The organism is Bradyrhizobium sp. WU425 (assembly GCF_021052305.1).
GTDB classification, from domain to species: Bacteria; Pseudomonadota; Alphaproteobacteria; order Rhizobiales; family Xanthobacteraceae; genus Bradyrhizobium; species Bradyrhizobium canariense_D.
The window spans coordinates 1,629,872-1,645,160 of record NZ_CP088089.1 but is presented as its reverse complement, the minus strand read 5'-3'; the positions used below and the strand labels follow the sequence as shown (position 1 = coordinate 1,645,160).

13 protein-coding genes are annotated in these 15,289 nt (G+C 65.8%); 4 read left to right on the top strand and 9 right to left on the bottom strand.

All coding sequences use genetic code 11. The features are described 5' to 3' along the window. Positions 1-16 precede the first annotated feature (16 nt). The 4 genes from BcanWU425_RS07920 to BcanWU425_RS07905 form a co-directional block, all read right to left on the bottom strand. The gene (locus BcanWU425_RS07920; protein WP_204512299.1) at positions 17-2,341 is read right to left on the bottom strand and encodes a xanthine dehydrogenase family protein molybdopterin-binding subunit; all 2,325 of its coding nucleotides are present in this window, start codon (positions 2,339-2,341) and stop codon (positions 17-19) included. A 124-nt stretch (positions 2,342-2,465) separates the two neighbouring features. After that, complete coding sequence (locus BcanWU425_RS07915; RefSeq protein ID WP_018453660.1) at positions 2,466-3,551, bottom strand: S1C family serine protease; 1,086 nt, start codon at positions 3,549-3,551, stop codon at positions 2,466-2,468. Between the two features lie 168 nt (positions 3,552-3,719). Next, on the bottom strand, positions 3,720-4,595 hold the full coding sequence (locus BcanWU425_RS07910; RefSeq protein ID WP_018453659.1) for a dihydrodipicolinate synthase family protein: 876 nt from the start codon (positions 4,593-4,595) through the stop codon (positions 3,720-3,722). Positions 4,596-4,658: 63 nt separating this feature from the next. Beyond that, on the bottom strand, positions 4,659-5,624 hold the full coding sequence (locus tag BcanWU425_RS07905) for a VOC family protein (protein WP_204512300.1): 966 nt from the start codon (positions 5,622-5,624) through the stop codon (positions 4,659-4,661). Positions 5,625-5,826: 202 nt separating this feature from the next. On the opposite strand from BcanWU425_RS07905, the gene BcanWU425_RS07900 reads away from it, so the two are divergent. Together BcanWU425_RS07900 and BcanWU425_RS07895 are read left to right on the top strand one after the other, a co-directional pair. Then, a complete protein-coding gene (locus tag BcanWU425_RS07900; protein ID WP_018453657.1) occupies positions 5,827-6,693 on the top strand; it encodes a S1C family serine protease in 867 nt (288 codons plus the stop codon). Then, positions 6,690-7,061 (top strand): response regulator transcription factor, encoded by a 372-nt coding sequence (locus BcanWU425_RS07895; RefSeq protein ID WP_007614569.1) that lies wholly within the window; start codon positions 6,690-6,692, stop codon positions 7,059-7,061. The genes BcanWU425_RS07900 and BcanWU425_RS07895 overlap by 4 nt, the downstream gene beginning before the upstream one ends. Here BcanWU425_RS07895 and BcanWU425_RS07890 read toward each other — a convergent pair. The 4 genes from BcanWU425_RS07890 to BcanWU425_RS07875 form a co-directional block, all read right to left on the bottom strand. Then, positions 7,058-8,131 (bottom strand): sensor histidine kinase, encoded by a 1,074-nt coding sequence (locus tag BcanWU425_RS07890; protein WP_018453655.1) that lies wholly within the window; start codon positions 8,129-8,131, stop codon positions 7,058-7,060. The genes BcanWU425_RS07895 and BcanWU425_RS07890 overlap by 4 nt on opposite strands. After that, positions 8,118-8,810 carry a response regulator transcription factor gene (locus tag BcanWU425_RS07885; protein ID WP_018453654.1) on the bottom strand — a complete coding sequence of 231 codons (693 nt, stop codon included), beginning with the start codon at positions 8,808-8,810 and terminating at the stop codon, positions 8,118-8,120. Before BcanWU425_RS07885 ends, BcanWU425_RS07890 begins: the two co-directional genes overlap by 14 nt. A 97-nt stretch (positions 8,811-8,907) precedes the next feature. Beyond that, on the bottom strand, positions 8,908-9,375 hold the full coding sequence (locus BcanWU425_RS07880; protein WP_204512301.1) for a hypothetical protein: 468 nt from the start codon (positions 9,373-9,375) through the stop codon (positions 8,908-8,910). A gap of 190 nt (positions 9,376-9,565) precedes the next feature. Further along, complete coding sequence (locus BcanWU425_RS07875; protein ID WP_204512302.1) at positions 9,566-11,902, bottom strand: Tex family protein; 2,337 nt, start codon at positions 11,900-11,902, stop codon at positions 9,566-9,568. 298 nt (positions 11,903-12,200) lie between these two features. Between BcanWU425_RS07875 and BcanWU425_RS07870 the strand changes: the two genes are divergently transcribed. Beyond that, on the top strand, positions 12,201-13,313 hold the full coding sequence (locus tag BcanWU425_RS07870) for a ring-opening amidohydrolase (RefSeq protein WP_085349583.1): 1,113 nt from the start codon (positions 12,201-12,203) through the stop codon (positions 13,311-13,313). Between the two features lie 124 nt (positions 13,314-13,437). Beyond that, the gene (locus tag BcanWU425_RS07865) at positions 13,438-14,907 is read left to right on the top strand and encodes an amidase (RefSeq protein ID WP_085384401.1); all 1,470 of its coding nucleotides are present in this window, start codon (positions 13,438-13,440) and stop codon (positions 14,905-14,907) included. A gap of 38 nt (positions 14,908-14,945) precedes the next feature. On the opposite strand, the gene BcanWU425_RS07860 is transcribed toward BcanWU425_RS07865, so the two are convergent. Beyond that, positions 14,946-15,266 (bottom strand): hypothetical protein, encoded by a 321-nt coding sequence (locus BcanWU425_RS07860; RefSeq protein WP_204512303.1) that lies wholly within the window; start codon positions 15,264-15,266, stop codon positions 14,946-14,948. Positions 15,267-15,289 lie beyond the last annotated feature (23 nt).

The following is a 15,289-nucleotide window of genomic DNA, read 5'->3' as shown; positions in this document are numbered from 1 at the left end:
AGCACGACAATGGCCGCTAACCGCCCACCTTCGCATCCCGGATCGCCTGCCAGATCTTCTGCGGCGTCAGGGGCGTGTTGAGCTGGGTGATGCCGAGCTCGGCGAGCGCATCCATCACGCCGTTGGTGACGCAAGGGGGGCCACCGATGGCGCCGGATTCGCCGCAGCCCTTGGCGCCGAGCGGATTGGTGCGACAGGGCGCGGAATCGTCGAGCGTCACCACGATCGGCGGAACGTCGTCGGCGCGCGGGATGCAATAGTCCTGGTAGCTCGCGGTGAGCAGCTGGCCGTCGGCATCATAGGACACCCCCTCATACAGCGCCTGGCCGATACCCTGCGCCACACCGCCATGGATCTGTCCCGTCACCAGCATCGGGTTCACCGCGACACCGACGTCGTCGACCGTGGTGTAGCGCACGACCTTGGAGACGCCGGTCTCGGGATCGATTTCGACCTCGCAGATATGGGTGCCGTTCGGCCAGCTCGGACCGTCCACCTCGCCTTCGGAATCGACGCTGAGCTTTGCGCCGCCTTCTTTCTCGGCAATGTCGAACAGGCTGATGCGGCGGTCGGTGCCGACCACGGTGAGCATGCCGCCCTGATATTCAATGTCCTCGATCGAGGTCTCCAGCACGTTCGCCGCCTTCTCGCGCGCCTTCTGGATCAGATCGTTGGATGAGACCGCGACCGCCGTGCCGCCGACGAACAGCGAACGCGAGCCGACGCTGCCGAAGCCCGTCGCCAGATCGGTGTCGCCCTGGACCACGTCGATCTTGTCCATGGGGATGCCGAGCGTGTCGGAGATCATCTGGGTGTAGGTGGTCTGCAACCCCTGCCCCATCGCCATGGTGCCGGAATGCAGGACGACGCGGCCCTGCGCGGTCGCATGCAGGCTGACCTTCTCGGTGTGGGCGCGGCCGCCGGTCCATTCGATATAGGAGGTGAGCCCGCGGCCGTAGAGCAGGCCCTTCTTCTTCGCCGCCTTCTTGCGCGCGGCAAAGCCGTCCCAATCCGCAAGCTTCACGGCACGATCGAGCATGTGCGCGAAGGCGCCGGAATCGTAAACCTGCCCTGCAGCGTTGGTGTAGGGCAGTTGCGCCGGCTTGATGTAGTTGGCTTTCCGGATCGCGCGCGGGTCCATGCCGATTTTTCGCGCGGCCGCGTCGAACAGGCGCTCGACGATGAACACGGCCTCCGGGCGGCCCGCACCGCGATAAGCGCCGACCGGCGCGGTGTGGGTCATCACCGACTTCACCTCGAAATGTACCAGCGGCAAATCGTAGACGCCGGTCTGCACGAACGGCCCCAGCACCAGCGGGATGATGTTGGCCGCGCCTGAGGAATATGCGCCGGTGCAGCCGATCGAGCTGACGCGGTAGGCCAGCACCTTGCCCTTCTCGTCGAGCGCGAAGGAAGCTGTCGAGGTAAGATCGCGGCCGTGGGTGCCACCGACGAATTCGTCGGTGCGGTCGCCGCGCCAGCGGATCTTCCTGTTCAGCTTGGTTGCGGCATAGGCGACGATGCCGTCCTCGGGATAGAGGTTGGTCTTCTGGCCAAAGCCGCCGCCGATATCGCCGACCAGCACGCGAACGCTGTCCTTCGGACGCTTCAGCACGGCCTCGGCCAGCACGTCGCGGGTCGAGGCAGGCGTCTGCGACTGCACATGCAGCAGGAGGCGGCCGGACGTCTTGTCGATCTCGGCAATGGTCGAGCGCGGCTCCATCGCCGACGGCACCAGGCGCTGGCTGACGAGATCGAGCTCGACGGTATGCGCCGCCCTGGCAAAAGCCTCGTCCACCTTGGCGGCATCGCCGTAAGCCATCGCGCCGACGATGTTGTCGGGGGCCTCCGGCCACACCACGGGCGCGCCGGGCCTGACCGCCTCGACCGGATCGACCACCGCCGGCTGCACGTCATATTCGACCACGATCGCTTCGGCCGCGCCCTGCGCGTCGGCACGCGAGGAGGCCACCACGGCGGCCACGGCCTCGCCGGCATAGCGCACGACTTCGTGCGCCAGCAGGCGGCGTGGCGGCACCGTCATCGGCTTGCCGTCGGGGCGCTTGAAGATGCTCAAGGTCGGGATGACGCCGATGTCGTCCTTGACGAGGTCGGCGCCGGTATAGACCGCGGTCACGCCGGGCATCGCCGTGGCGGCGCTGGCGTCGATCGAGACGATCTTCGCATGGGCATGCGGCGAGCGCAGCAGGTACAACCACAGCGCGCCATCTTCCGGCTTGTCGTCGATGAACTGCCCCTTCCCGGTGAGCAGTCGCTGGTCTTCCAAACGCTTGACGGGCTGCCCCGCTCCGAAACGCAAATTGCCGGGAAGAATGTTCATTCCACCATGTCCTTGAAACCCAGAAAACGACCGCGGGGGTTTTAGCCGATTTTGCGGTCGATACAACCGAGCCGCGGCACATCTGCATTGCGTGTCACGCCCGCTTTGGCCGCAGATTGCCGGGTCAGGAGCGCTCTATGTCGATGATGCCCACATTGATATCACGGGTGTCCGAATCCCGCTTTACCGTGAGGCGAACGGTCTTACCGGCACCGGCCTGCTCGAGCGCATCAGTCAGGTCGGAGAGCCGCCGCACCGGCTTGCCTTCCACCGCGGTGATGATGTCTCCGACCGTTCCAGTCGACAAGTTGACACCGCGAATCCCCGCCTGTTCCGCAGGGCTGCCGGGGGCTGTCCGGACCACGATCACCCCTTGGACGCCAAGCCGCGTCGACACATCCTCGCTGGCGGCGACGATGCCGATGCCGGGCGTCGGCACGCGGCCATTGCGAATGAGCTCGGGGACAATCCGGTTCACGACGTCCACCGGCACCGCGAAACCGATGCCTGCATTCGAGCCGGACGGCGATATGATCGCAGTCGTGACGCCGATCAGCCGGCCGGCGGAGTCCAGCAGCGGCCCGCCTGAATTGCCCGGGTTGATTGCGGCATCCGTCTGGATGACATTGGCAATCTCCCGGCCGCCATGGGTCGGAAGCCTCCGCTTGAGGGCACTGATGATGCCGCTCGTCATCGACTGATCTAGCCCGAAAGGATTGCCGATCGCAAACGCGGATTGCCCGACTTTCAGGTCGGTCGAGCTGCCGAGAGCCACCTGCGGTGGAAGCTCGCGCACGCTGCGGATCCGCAGGACCGCAAGATCGTAATTGGGGGCGGTGCCGATCAGATCAACCCGAGCCACCTCTCCCGACGCAAAGCGCACCGCGATCTCGCCGCCATTGGCCACGACATGGTTGTTCGTGACGAGATGCCCGTCGCGGTCCCAGACAAATCCCGTGCCGGAAGCGCCGCCCTGCCCCTCCTCTCCCATGACAGGAGTAGCGGCCGATCTCACCGCAACCTGGACAACCGAGGGCGACACTCGTTCGAAGATGTCGATGGTGGCCCTTTCGGCCTCGGACAGCGGACCACGTTGCTCGACGGCGCGCGCGGAGGGGGTTGTCCATGGCGCATGCTGGACCTTCACGGCAGTTACCACGAGCAGCAGGGCGGCAAAAGCCGCCGCAATGATTGCGTAGCGACGATTCATCAGTGATCACCGTGTCGTATGCTGAAGACGATCTCTCGAATGCACATGCCGGGAGGTGACAGAGCCAGCTCACGCAGCAACGTCGAAAATGAATGGAAGTTTCTCGAATCGGGCAGCTAAGGACGGTTCCGCTGCCCGTGCCGGGGCCCATTGCCGCGTGACAAACCGCTACGCCAGCTCCCGCAATGCCGCTTCTACGACCTTGCGCGCATCGGCGGTGAGAGCGGCCTGCGGCGGGACAGGATCGCCGACGTCGTACCCCTGGATGGCCAAGCCGGCCTTGATGCAGGCCGCCAGGTTGAAGCGGGCAAAAGCTTCGTTGATGCGCCACAGCCTGCGCTGGAGCGCCATCGCCTCGTCCCAGCGGCCGGCCTTGCAGAGGTCGTAGAGCGCGACGCTCTGGCGCGGAATGATGCAGGCGGGGCCCGCCATCCAGCCGAGGCCGCCGATCAGCATCACCGCGGCCGGGATATGGGCGGAGGCGGAGAACACCCGCAAGGCATCGCCGCAGCGGTTCATGATCGAGAGCAGCCGGCCGGTGTTGGTCGAGGCGTCCTTGATGTAGCCGATGCGCGGATGTTCGGCGAGGCGCGCGATGATTTCGAGGGTGAGATCGGAGCGCTGGAATTGCGGATTGGTATAGATGACGACGGGGATGTCCACGGCATCCGCGATGGCGCGGAAATAGGATTCGATCTGGGCGTCGGCGAGCGGGAAATACGCTTCCAGGATCGCCAGAATGCCGTCGGCGCCGAGCTTCTGATACGCCTTCGCCTGCGCCACCGCATCTGCCGTCGAGGTGGAGGCGACGCCCGCGACAACAGGCACACGTCCCCTTGCCGCCTCGATCGTGGTCTGCACGACCGCGGTGCGTTGGGCGGCGTTGAGATAGGCGAACTCGCCGGTCGAGCCGAGCGGGGTCAGACCGTGGACGCCCGCGCCGATCAGATCGTCGCAGAGCTTTGCGAGGACGTTCGTCCGCACCGCGCCATCGGCAGCGACGGGAGAGACGAGATAAGGGAAGACGCCGCGAAAATCGGACATGTCAGGTGTGAATCCCGGAAACTGGCTAGCGCCTGACGGTCTTACCAACGCTCGTGCCGGCGATCAAATCCTGATCAGCCGCACCCGCGTGCCCCAGGGATCGATCGCCTCAACGCCGTCCGCTAGCGCCGTGACTTTCGCGCCGCCCTTGCGCAGGCGCTCTTCCTGTGCGGCGAGCAGATCCTGCTTAGCTGTCACCAGCGAGAACCAGGCGAGCCCCGTTGTCTGATCGTCGCGTTGGCCGGCGCCCTCGCTCTGCCACACGTTTATGCCGAGATGATGATGGTAGCGTCCCGACGACAGGAACGCGGCGCCGTTGCGGCTGCGGGTCGGGTCGAGTCCGATCGTGCCGTGGTAGAAATTCTGCGCCTGCGCGAGGTCGCCGACGCGCAGATGCATGTGGCCGATGCGCATTCCGTCCGGTGCCTTGGCATAATCAGGCACGCGCGTATTGGTCAGCGACAGCAGGTCGGGAATGTCGAGCTCGTCGGCCGCCATCTTCACGTTGCCTTCGCTCCACTGCCATTGCGAGGGATCGCGGTCGGCATAGACCTCGATGCCGTTGCCTTCGGGATCGTCGAGATAGACGGATTCGCTGACGAGATGATCGGCAAAGCCCGACAGCGGCACGCGATGCGAAGCGGCTGCTACCAGCCAGCGGGCCAAGTCCTTGCGGGTCGGCATCAGGAAGGCGGTGTGATAGAGGCCGGCGGCGTTGCGCGGCTCGATCTCGGCATCAGGACGGGCCTCCAGCACCAGCAGCGCGATGCCGGCCGTGCCGAGCTTGGCGGCGCGCGCCGAGCGTTCCATCACGGTGAGCCCGATCACGTCGCGGTAGTAGTCCGCAACCTTGTCGAGATTTTTCACCCGGAGCGTCACCATGCCGACCCGCATCGGCGTGCGGCTGGCATAGGTCGGCCCGCCGCCCTGCGGTGTCCCCTCGGCGCGCGCCGCGCCCGCAGCCGCCATTGCGAGCGAGCTGGCGCCGGCGAGTTTAAGCAGGGTGCGGCGGGTAAGGTCGATGGTCATCAATCAGGGCTCGCAAAAAAGGCTTGAGGCCGTACGGCACAAAGTTGAGCCGATTGCTACACGTTCCCGTGAGCGGCTCCAATCACATGTTCGTCGGCCGTGCTCTTACGGACCAGCTTCCCTGCTTATTTCCTGGCCATGCGGCCAGTTACGCGATCGCCCGCGACATCCCAGATTGAGGACAGCTTTACAGGAGCCTGCCATGACCGACTCAACTCCCCTGACTTCGCTGTCGTCCGCGCTCGCGGATATGGTGTCCCGCACCGCGCCGTCCGTCGTCGCCGTCCATTCGCATCGTTCCCGCGCCACCGGCTTCGTCTGGAAACCCGGCCTGATCGTCACCGCCGACGAGGCGCTGGCCGACGAGGGCGACGTCGAGATCGGCCTCCCCGACGGCAGCACCGCGGCCGCCACGATCGCCGGCCGCGACCATACGACGGATATCGCACTGCTGCGCGCCGATACGGCGATTGCCCCGGTCAAGCTGGCCACAATTGTGCCGCCCCTTGGCGCGTTGTCGGTCGTCGTCGCCACCAACCGCGATACGCCGAGCGCCGCGCTCGCGATGGTGTCGCAGTCCGGCAAGAGCTGGCGCTCCCTGCGCGGCGGCGACATCGACGCGCGGATCGAGCTCGACGTCCGCTTGCGCTCCAGCCAGCAGGGCGGCCTCGCGCTCGACGCATCGGGCGAAGCCTTCGGCATGGCCGTGCTCGGCCCGAGGCGTGTGCTGGTGATCCCGACAGCGACGATCGAGCGGGTCGCGGCCCAGTTAGAGGCGCGCGGCCGCATCGCACGCGGATATCTCGGCCTCGGGCTGCAGCCGGTCCGGCTCGACGACGGCGTCGGCGCGATGGTGATGAATGTCGACAAGGCCGGCCCTTCGGCGGCGGCCGGCATCCGCCAGGGCGACGTCATCGTCGCGGTCAACGACCAGAAGTTGTCCGGCGTGCGCGCGCTGTCGCGGACGCTGGGTCCGGCGAGCGTGGGCGCGGTGGTCGATATCGCGGCGCGCCGCGGCGGCGAGCCGGTCAGCTTCAAGGTCACGATCGGCGAGAGGCCGGCGGCGTGAGCGAGGACATCGCGCCCGAGATCGTGTTGGCTTTGGAGATCGACGATCCCGCCCTCGCCGATCGCCTGGCTGCTCTGCTCGGCAATATCGCCGGGCTTCGCCTCGCCGAACCCGGCGAGAAAGCCGCCGCGACGATTGTCACTCGCGATCCGCGCATCATGCCTGAGGACATTGCGCTGACGCAGCGTGAGCTCGACGTGCTGGCGTTGATGGCGGAAGGCGGCTCCAACAAGATGATCGCGCGTCAGCTCGGCATTTCCGTCCACACGGTGAAATTCCATGTCGGCTCGCTGCTCGACAAGCTCGACGCTACCGGCCGCACCGATGCGGTGGCACATGCGGCCCGCCGCGGCGTGATCGAGCTCTAGGTCGGGTGCGGCGGGAAGCTGAGCTGGACCGTCAGGCCCGGCGCGTTGTCGTGCAGGGCAATCTCGGCACCATGGAGGCGAGCGACCGCGGCGACCAGGCTTAAGCCAAGGCCGTTACCCGGGGTGTAGCGGCTCTGCTCGAGCCGGTAGAAGCGTTTGAACACGTGATCGCGCTGATCCGCCGGAATGCCCGGGCCGTCGTCGGCGATCGCGATCGTCGCACCGCCGTCGGTGCTGCTGCAGGTGACGGTCACCTGCCCGCCTTTGCAGCCGTGCTTGATCGCGTTGTCGACGAGATTGGCGATAGCGTCGAACAGCAGGTCGCGATCGCCAATAATCGCCACCTCGCGATCGCCGCCGAGGCTGAGCCGCGTCGCAACCTGTTCGGCGGCGGCATCGTAGAGCTCGACGACCTCGCCGGCGATTTCGGCGAGATTGAGGGTGCGAAACGCACTACGGCGGGCGCGGGTCTCGATCTCCGAGATGCGCGTGATGGAGGCGAACATGCCGAGCACGGCGTCGAGATCGGCGATGGTGTCACCGATCAGCGCCGCGTCGGCCTCGCCATTGCGCGAGGCGTGATAAGCCTTTTCCAGCCGACCCCGCATGCGCGTCAGCGGCGTACGCAAATCATGGGCGACGTTGTCGCTGACCTGCTTGACCTCTCCCATCAAAGTCTCGATGCGGTCGAGCATCTGGTTGAGGTTTTCGGCGACCCGGTCCCATTCGTCGTGACTGCCGCGCAAGGGAATGCGCTGGTCGAGGCCCGACATCATGATGGCGCGGCTGGTGGCGTTGATCTCCTCGATCCGCCCGACCGTGCGGCGCGTCACCAGCACCGCGGCGAGCCCGGCGAGCACCAGCATCAGCACGGCGACAGCGGCCATTGCGAGCTCGATCATCGCGGTGAAGCCGCTGTGGTCGCCGGCATCGCCGACACGGCTCTGCACATAGGCGATCGTGCCGAAATAGACATAGGCCATGATCGCCGCGACGATCAGCCCGAACGCCGCGATCGCGATCAGCGCAAGGCGGAAGGTCGAGGAGCGGAGCGTTTTAGCCAGGAGCACGGAGACAATATCCGATGCCGCGGATGGTGTGGATCAGCGGATAGGCCTGGGCATCATCGACCTTGCGACGGACGCGTCCGACATAGACGTCGATGATGTTGGTGGAGGGATCGAAATGCAGATCCCAGACATGCTGGAGCAGCATCGCACGCGAGACGACGCGGCCCTCGTTGCGGACCAGATATTCGAGTAATTGGAATTCCCGCGGCAACAGCGGAATCTTCCGGCCGCGGCGGCTCGCGCTGCGTGCGATCAGGTCGATGGCGAGATCGCCGACCCGCAGGATCGTCTCCTTGGCGACGGTGTCGCTGCGCCGGCCGAGTGCCTCCAGCCGCGCCAGCAATTCGGTGAAGGAGAACGGCTTGACGAGATAATCGTCGCCGCCGGCCCGCAAGCCGCGCACGCGGTCGTCGACCTCGCCAAGTGCGGAAATGATTAGGAACGGCGCGGCGATGCCGTCGTCGCGCAACTGGCGCATCACGCTGATGCCGTCGATATCGGGCAGCATGCGGTCGATGGTGATCACGGCATAGTCGCGCGCGGCGCCATGGCTGAGCGCTTCGCGCCCGGTGGCGGCGAGATCGACGTCGTAGCCGGAAGTCGTCAGCTCCTCGACGAGCTGGCCTGCGGTTTCCGCGTCGTCCTCGACGACCAGAATGCGGCGGTGAGCTCCGGTCATGACAAACTCCGCGCGACGATCGCCACCAGACTATCCCGTTCCGGGGCTGAGCGGAACCGTCCGATGACGATCGCGACAATGGTGCGGTACGGCGATGCTAGTACCAAGAGTCTCCGCACACATTGACCCATTGCCACCCATAGGGCGTCAAGCTCCTGCGCCAGCAGCCGTCATAGTAGCCGGCATAGATGAAAGGTGCTCCGAAGAAGAAGCGATGGTGTTGCCGGAAGAAGGCATGGCGGCCGATGAAGGGCCTGCCGTGCCAGCCGGAGCCAGCGAAGCGCGGCCCGATCGCCGCATGCGCGAAACGTGCACCGCCAAAGCCCGGGCCGCCGAAACGGGCGCCGCCCATGCCGCCGACGCGCATACCACCGGAGCCACCGGTGTGCATGCCGCCGCCGAAACCTCCCGTGTGCATGCCGCCGCCACCGAAATGCCCACCACCGCCGAATCCGCCATGACCGCCACCGCCACCGCCACCGCCTCTGGCAAGCACCGGTGAAGCGAGCGCCATCACCGCTGCGATCGTCACCGCGGTGAGGCCTTTGAGAATCCTGTTGTCCATCGAAGCATCCTCCGTGCTGCGCGACAATATTCTGCCGCGCGAGGAGGATCAGATGAGAGGAAGGGACAGGCGCCTTCAACTTACAAACGCGCCAGATTCTGACGCGGAAGTTAGGGAGACGCTGCTCTCTCACTCGCTCGCCCCGTTCTTGCGGGGAGAGGGTGGGGTGAGAGCGGGGAGAGGTTAGAAGCTACGCCCGCTTGCCGCCGTTTTTCTCGGCCGCGCGGCGCAGCGCTTCGGCGAGCGCACCGCCGCCGGAAGACTCCTGCTGGCGCGGGGCCGACGACGTCATGCGGGACGGGTTACGTGAGCTGTTATCCCGCTGCATGCCGGGCGCGTCCTTCTTGGCGCCGACCTCGTCGTCGAGCCGTAGTGTCAACGAGATACGCTTGCGCGCGACCTCGAAGTCTAGCACCTTCACTTTGACGATGTCGCCGGGCTTCACCACTTCACGCGGATCCTTGATGTAGGTCTTGGACATCGCCGAGATGTGCACGAGGCCGTCCTGGTGCACGCCGATATCGACGAAGGCGCCGAACGCCGCGACGTTGGTTACGGTGCCCTCGAGGATCATGCCCTTCTTGAGGTGCTTGATCTCCTCGACGCCGTCCATGAACACAGCTGCCTTGAAGGCCGGACGCGGGTCGCGACCGGGCTTCTCGAGCTCGCGCAGGATGTCGGTGACGGTCGGCAGACCAAACGTCTCGTCCACGAAGTCTTTCGGCTTCAGCGTGCGAACGATGTCGCTGCTGCCGATCAGCGCCTTGATGTCGCTCTTGGTGGCGCTGAGAATCCGGCGCACCACCGGATAGGCTTCCGGATGCACACCGGAGGCGTCGAGCGGGTCCTCGCCGCCGAGGATGCGCAGGAAGCCCGCGCACTGCTCGAACGCCTTGGGGCCGAGCCGCGGCACGTCCTTCAACGCCTTGCGCGACTTGAACGGCCCGTTGGCGTCGCGGTGTGCCACGATGCTCGAGGCGAGGCCGGAGCCGACGCCCGACACGCGCGCGAGCAGCGGAGCGGACGCGGTGTTGACGTCGACGCCGACGGCGTTCACGCAGTCTTCGACCACGGCGTCGAGGGATTTGGCGAGCTTGGCCTGGCCTAGGTCGTGCTGGTACTGGCCGACGCCGATCGCCTTGGGTTCGATCTTGACGAGCTCGGCGAGAGGATCCTGGAGCCGCCGCGCGATTGACACCGCGCCGCGCAGGGTGACGTCGAGGCCCGGCAACTCCTCCGAGGCGAACGCCGAGGCCGAATAAACCGACGCGCCGGCTTCCGACACCACGATCTTGGTCATCTTCAAGTCGGGCAGGCCCTTGACGAGGTCGGCCGCGAGCTTGTCGGTCTCGCGCGAGGCGGTGCCGTTGCCGATCGCGATCAGCTCGACACGATGTTTCAGCGCGAGCTTGCCGAGGATCGCAAGCGCCTCGTTCCACTGCCGCTGCGGCTCGTGCGGATAGATCACGGCGGTATCCACCACCTTGCCGGTCGCGTCGGTGACGGCGACCTTGACCCCGGTGCGGAAGCCGGGATCGAGACCCATGGTGACGCGGGTGCCGGCGGGCGCCGCGAGCAGCAAGTCGCGCAGATTCGAGGCGAACACGCGCACGGCCTCTGTCTCGGCCGCATTCCACAGCCGCATGCGCAGGTCGATGTTGAGATGCACCTGGATCTTGGTGCGCCAGGCCCAGCGCACGGTATCGATCATCCAGCGGTCGCCGGCGCGCTTAAGGTCGGCGATGCCGAACCGCTTCATGATCTTCAGTTCATAGACGCTCGGCACGCCGGGCGGCGATGGTTCGGCCTCGGCCTGGATCTGGAGATCGAGGATTTCTTCTTTCTCGCCGCGGAACATTGCGAGGATTCGGTGCGAGGGCAGCCTGGTCAGCGGCTCGGAGAACTCGAAATAGTCGGCAAACTTTTCGCCCTCGGTTTTCTTGCCGTCGCGCACCTTGGAGGTCATGCGCGCATTAGTCCACACCTCCTCGCGAAGCGCGCCGATCAGGTCGGCGTCTTCGTCGAAGCGCTCGACCAGGATGGCGCGGGCGCCATCGAGTGCCGCAGCGGCATCGGCAACGCCCTTCTCGGGATTGACGAAGGCTTCAGCGACCACCTTCGGATCGTTGTTGGGCTGGGCCATGAGCTGAAAGGCGAGCGGCTCGAGCCCGGCTTCCTTGGCGATCTCGGCCTTGGTGCGGCGCTTCGGCTTAAACGGCAGATAGATGTCTTCGAGGCGCGCCTTGCTGTCGGCAGCGAGAATGGAGGCCTCCAGCGCGGCATCGAGCTTGCCCTGCTCGCGGACCGATTCGAGGATGGCCTTGCGGCGGTCCTCGAGCTCGCGCAGGTAACCCAGGCGCTCCTCCAGCGTGCGCAATTGCGCGTCGTCGAGCGCACCGGTCGCTTCCTTGCGGTAGCGGGCGATGAAGGGAACCGTGGCGCCGCCGTCGAGCAGCGCCACTGTCGCCTCGACCTGCTCCGCCCGAACCCCAAGCTCCTGCGCAATTTTCTGGTTGATATTTGCCACGCGAGAACCCCTCTATCCAAGCACGCATCGCGGAGGCGAACCACCGGCTGCGGGACGCCGCTTATGGACCAATCAGGGTTGATTCATCAAGGTGCGGCGGACGACCGTCGACAAGGGATTTTTTGTCGAAGCGATGCGATCTCGCCACAATCGTGGGTGCTACGCAGACGGCGCACGTCCTGCTGTCGTCCTGGCTTTCGCCAGGACGACAATGGGGATTGCCTCGACACCTTGACAGGCGCCCCGGTTCAGCGGCTGTTTTGTCTGCCGGACTCCTGAACTTCATGTGAGGATTATAATGCGGACGACATCGGTCGGCGTCTTCAAGGTCGCCACCAGAGGCCCCGGCGACGTCTCCGGATTGATGAGCATGATCGGCTCCGGCGCGATCGATCCGGCATCCATCCTGGCGATCCTCGGCAAGACCGAAGGCAATGGCGGCGTCAATGACTTTACCCGGGAATATGCCGTTGCCGCGCTGTGCACGGCGCTGGCGCCGCAGCTCGGGCTGTCGCCGCAGGAGGTCGAGCAACGCATCGCTTTCGTGATGTCGGGCGGCACCGAGGGCGTGCTCAGCCCGCACATCACGGTGTTCACGCGCCAGGACATTCTACAGCGCCCGGCAGGCCTCTCCGGCAAGCGCCTGAGCATCGGCATGGCGCACACGCGGGATTTTCTCCCTGAAGAGCTCGGCCGCTCCGCTCAGATCACGGAGACAGCCAAGGCCGTGAAGGCCGCGATGGCGGATGCCGGGATCGCCGATCCCGCCGACGTCCATTTCGTGCAGATCAAATGCCCGCTGCTCACCAGCGAGCGCGTCGAAGCGGCGAATGCGCGCGGTCACAAGACAGCGACGACCAGCGCCTACAGTTCGATGGCCTATTCGCGCGGCGCTTCCGCGCTCGGCGTTGCGGTCGCGCTCGGCGAGATCGCAACCGGCGTTCGTGATGAGGACGTGCTGCGACGCTACGATCTGTTCTCGAACGTCGCCTCGACCTCGTCCGGGATCGAGCTCATGTATAACGTCGTCATCGTGCTCGGCAATTCGATGTCCTCGACGAGCGAATTCGAGATCGGGCATGCCGTGATGAGCGATGCGATCGACGCCGCCGCGGTGCTTGCGGCGCTGGAGAGCGTTGGGCTCCGTGCCGGGCAACAGACGCCGACCGGCAGCAAGCTTGTCAACATCTTCGCTAAGGCCGAGGCCTCCCCTGATGGCAGCGTGCGCGGCTTCCGCCACACCATGCTCGAAGATACCGATATCAGCTCGACACGCCACGCCCGGGCTGCCGTTGGCGGATTGATTGCCGGCCTCGCCGGCACTGGTGCGGTCTACGTCTCCGGCGGCGCCGAGCATCAGGGCCCAGCCGGCGGCGGGCCGGTCGCGGTGATCGCAAAGTTCTCCAATTGATGCGCGCGCATGCAATTCGGGATTACCTCTCCATCCGGCGCAACCCTGCCCTTCGCGCCGCTCAGTTGATTAAAGTGTTCCTGTGCGAAACTAAGATGGCGGCGCACGAAGAGGTTTGGATCGCATGACTTTCCCGATGAGCTGGAACGAATGGGCGCAGCACGATGGCGTGGGGCTGGCCGCGCGCGTCCGCAAGGGCGAGCTCACGGCAAAGGAGTTGGCGCGCCAGGCCGCCGCGGGCGTCGCCAAGGTCAACCCGGCACTGTCGGGCGTGGTCGAGCTATTCGATGACGTGATCGCCGATCCGGCCAAGGACGGCGCCAATCTCGCCGGCCCGTTCGCAGGCCTGCCCTTCCTGATGAAGGACCTCGGCCCGACCATGAAGGGCCGGCTCCAGGAGATGGGCTCGCTGTTAATGCGCGGCAATCGCGCCAGCGCCGACACGTTCCTGACCGGCAAATTCCGCCAGGCCGGACTGAACCTGATCGGACGCACCACGACACCGGAGTTCGGCGTCTGCAGCTCGGCCGACAATCCGGCCGTCTATGTCACGCGCAATCCCTGGGACACCGACTACACCACCTGCGGCTCGTCGGCCGGGAGCGCCGCAATGGTCGCGGCCGGCGTGGTGCCGATCGCACACGCGACTGATGGCGGCGGCTCGATCCGCATTCCCGCCGGCGTCAACGGCAATATCGGCTTGAAAGTCTCGCGCGGCGTGTTCTCGCTCGCACCGCACATGTCCGATCTCACCGGCCTCGTCTCGATCCAGGGCTGCCAGTCGCGCTCGGTGCGCGACACCGCCGCCTTCGTCGATCATGCAAGGGGAGCGGCGCCCGGCGAATTCATGCCGTTCTGGACCACAGCGCAGCCCTATTCCGAGATGATCAAGCGCGATCCGTCAAAGCTTCGTATCGCGCTGTCGCACACCTGGGGCGACTACACCGCGACGCCCGAGATCGCGGCCGAGCTGGCGAAGGCCGGCCGCTTCCTCGAAGGCCTCGGCCATCACGTCGACTACGCCCTGCCCGAACTCGACTTCCGCGCCGCGTTCGAGGCGCAGACCACCTGCTACATCTCGAATTTTGCCGTGGTGATCTCCAACATGCTCGCCGCGCGCGGACTGGAACGGCCGCCGGAAGATCTCATCGAACCCATGAATATCCGGATCTGGGAAGCCGGCCGGCATACGAGCTTCGCCGAGCGGGCGAAGATGCAAGGCGTGTTCAACACGACCTCGCGCGCCTTCGGCGCCTTCTTCGAGCAGTGGGACGTGATCCTGACCCCGATCACGGCGCTGCCGACGCCGAAGGTCGGCACCCGGGAATATCTCACCATCTCCGACAACCCCGACGTGCTCGACTGGTTCGGCAATCTTTGGCGCTTCTTCGCCTTCACGCCGCTCGCCAATCTCTGCGGCATGCCGGCGATCTCGATGCCGATGGCCACGCAGGACCACGGCCTGCCGCTGGGCATCCAGGCGATTGCGAAGCAGGCCAATGACGGCCTCCTGCTGCAACTCGCCGCCCAGATCGAGCGCGCGCTCGACGGCAAGTGGAACGACGGCAGGAAGCCGAAGGTGCATGTGAGCTGAGCGAGTTGATCGCATTAACTTGCGATCCGCGAACGGCCTCAGTTCTTCACCGAGGGAATTTCCTCCGGCCGGGGCTGCTGCTGGCCCTGCTGGTACATTGCCAGCGCCTTTTCGAGCGCTTCGCGCAGAGCCAGCGCCGCGGCCACGCTGCAACGCAGATGCGCGGTCTGGACCACATCAACCCTGACGGCGGCGCCGACCGGCATCAGAAGGTTCGCCGCAAGCTCGATTTGAATCGCGCCGTTGTGGTGGCCGAAGCAGGATGCACCGTCGAAATAGATGATCGGCGCCCGCTCCGAGCTCGATGTCGAAATGATGACGGGCCCCTGGCTGGTGACGGGCGTTTCGGGATCGGCCATGGGCACTCCTTACGGCTGGTCGA

Bases quoted from the DNA above. Each gene is read 5' to 3' on its own strand.
- BcanWU425_RS07920 (WP_204512299.1), bottom strand. From the start codon at position 2,341: ATGAACATTCTTCCCGGCAATTTGCGTTTCGGAGCGGGGCAGCCCGTC.
- BcanWU425_RS07915 (WP_018453660.1), bottom strand. From the start codon at position 3,551: ATGAATCGTCGCTACGCAATCATTGCGGCGGCTTTTGCCGCCCTGCTG.
- BcanWU425_RS07910 (WP_018453659.1), bottom strand. From the start codon at position 4,595: ATGTCCGATTTTCGCGGCGTCTTCCCTTATCTCGTCTCTCCCGTCGCT.
- BcanWU425_RS07905 (WP_204512300.1), bottom strand. From the start codon at position 5,624: ATGACCATCGACCTTACCCGCCGCACCCTGCTTAAACTCGCCGGCGCC.
- BcanWU425_RS07900 (WP_018453657.1), top strand. From the start codon at position 5,827: ATGACCGACTCAACTCCCCTGACTTCGCTGTCGTCCGCGCTCGCGGAT.
- BcanWU425_RS07885 (WP_018453654.1), bottom strand. From the start codon at position 8,810: ATGACCGGAGCTCACCGCCGCATTCTGGTCGTCGAGGACGACGCGGAA.
- BcanWU425_RS07880 (WP_204512301.1), bottom strand. From the start codon at position 9,375: ATGGACAACAGGATTCTCAAAGGCCTCACCGCGGTGACGATCGCAGCG.
- BcanWU425_RS07870 (WP_085349583.1), top strand. From the start codon at position 12,201: ATGCGGACGACATCGGTCGGCGTCTTCAAGGTCGCCACCAGAGGCCCC.
- BcanWU425_RS07865 (WP_085384401.1), top strand. From the start codon at position 13,438: ATGACTTTCCCGATGAGCTGGAACGAATGGGCGCAGCACGATGGCGTG.
- BcanWU425_RS07860 (WP_204512303.1), bottom strand. From the start codon at position 15,266: ATGGCCGATCCCGAAACGCCCGTCACCAGCCAGGGGCCCGTCATCATT.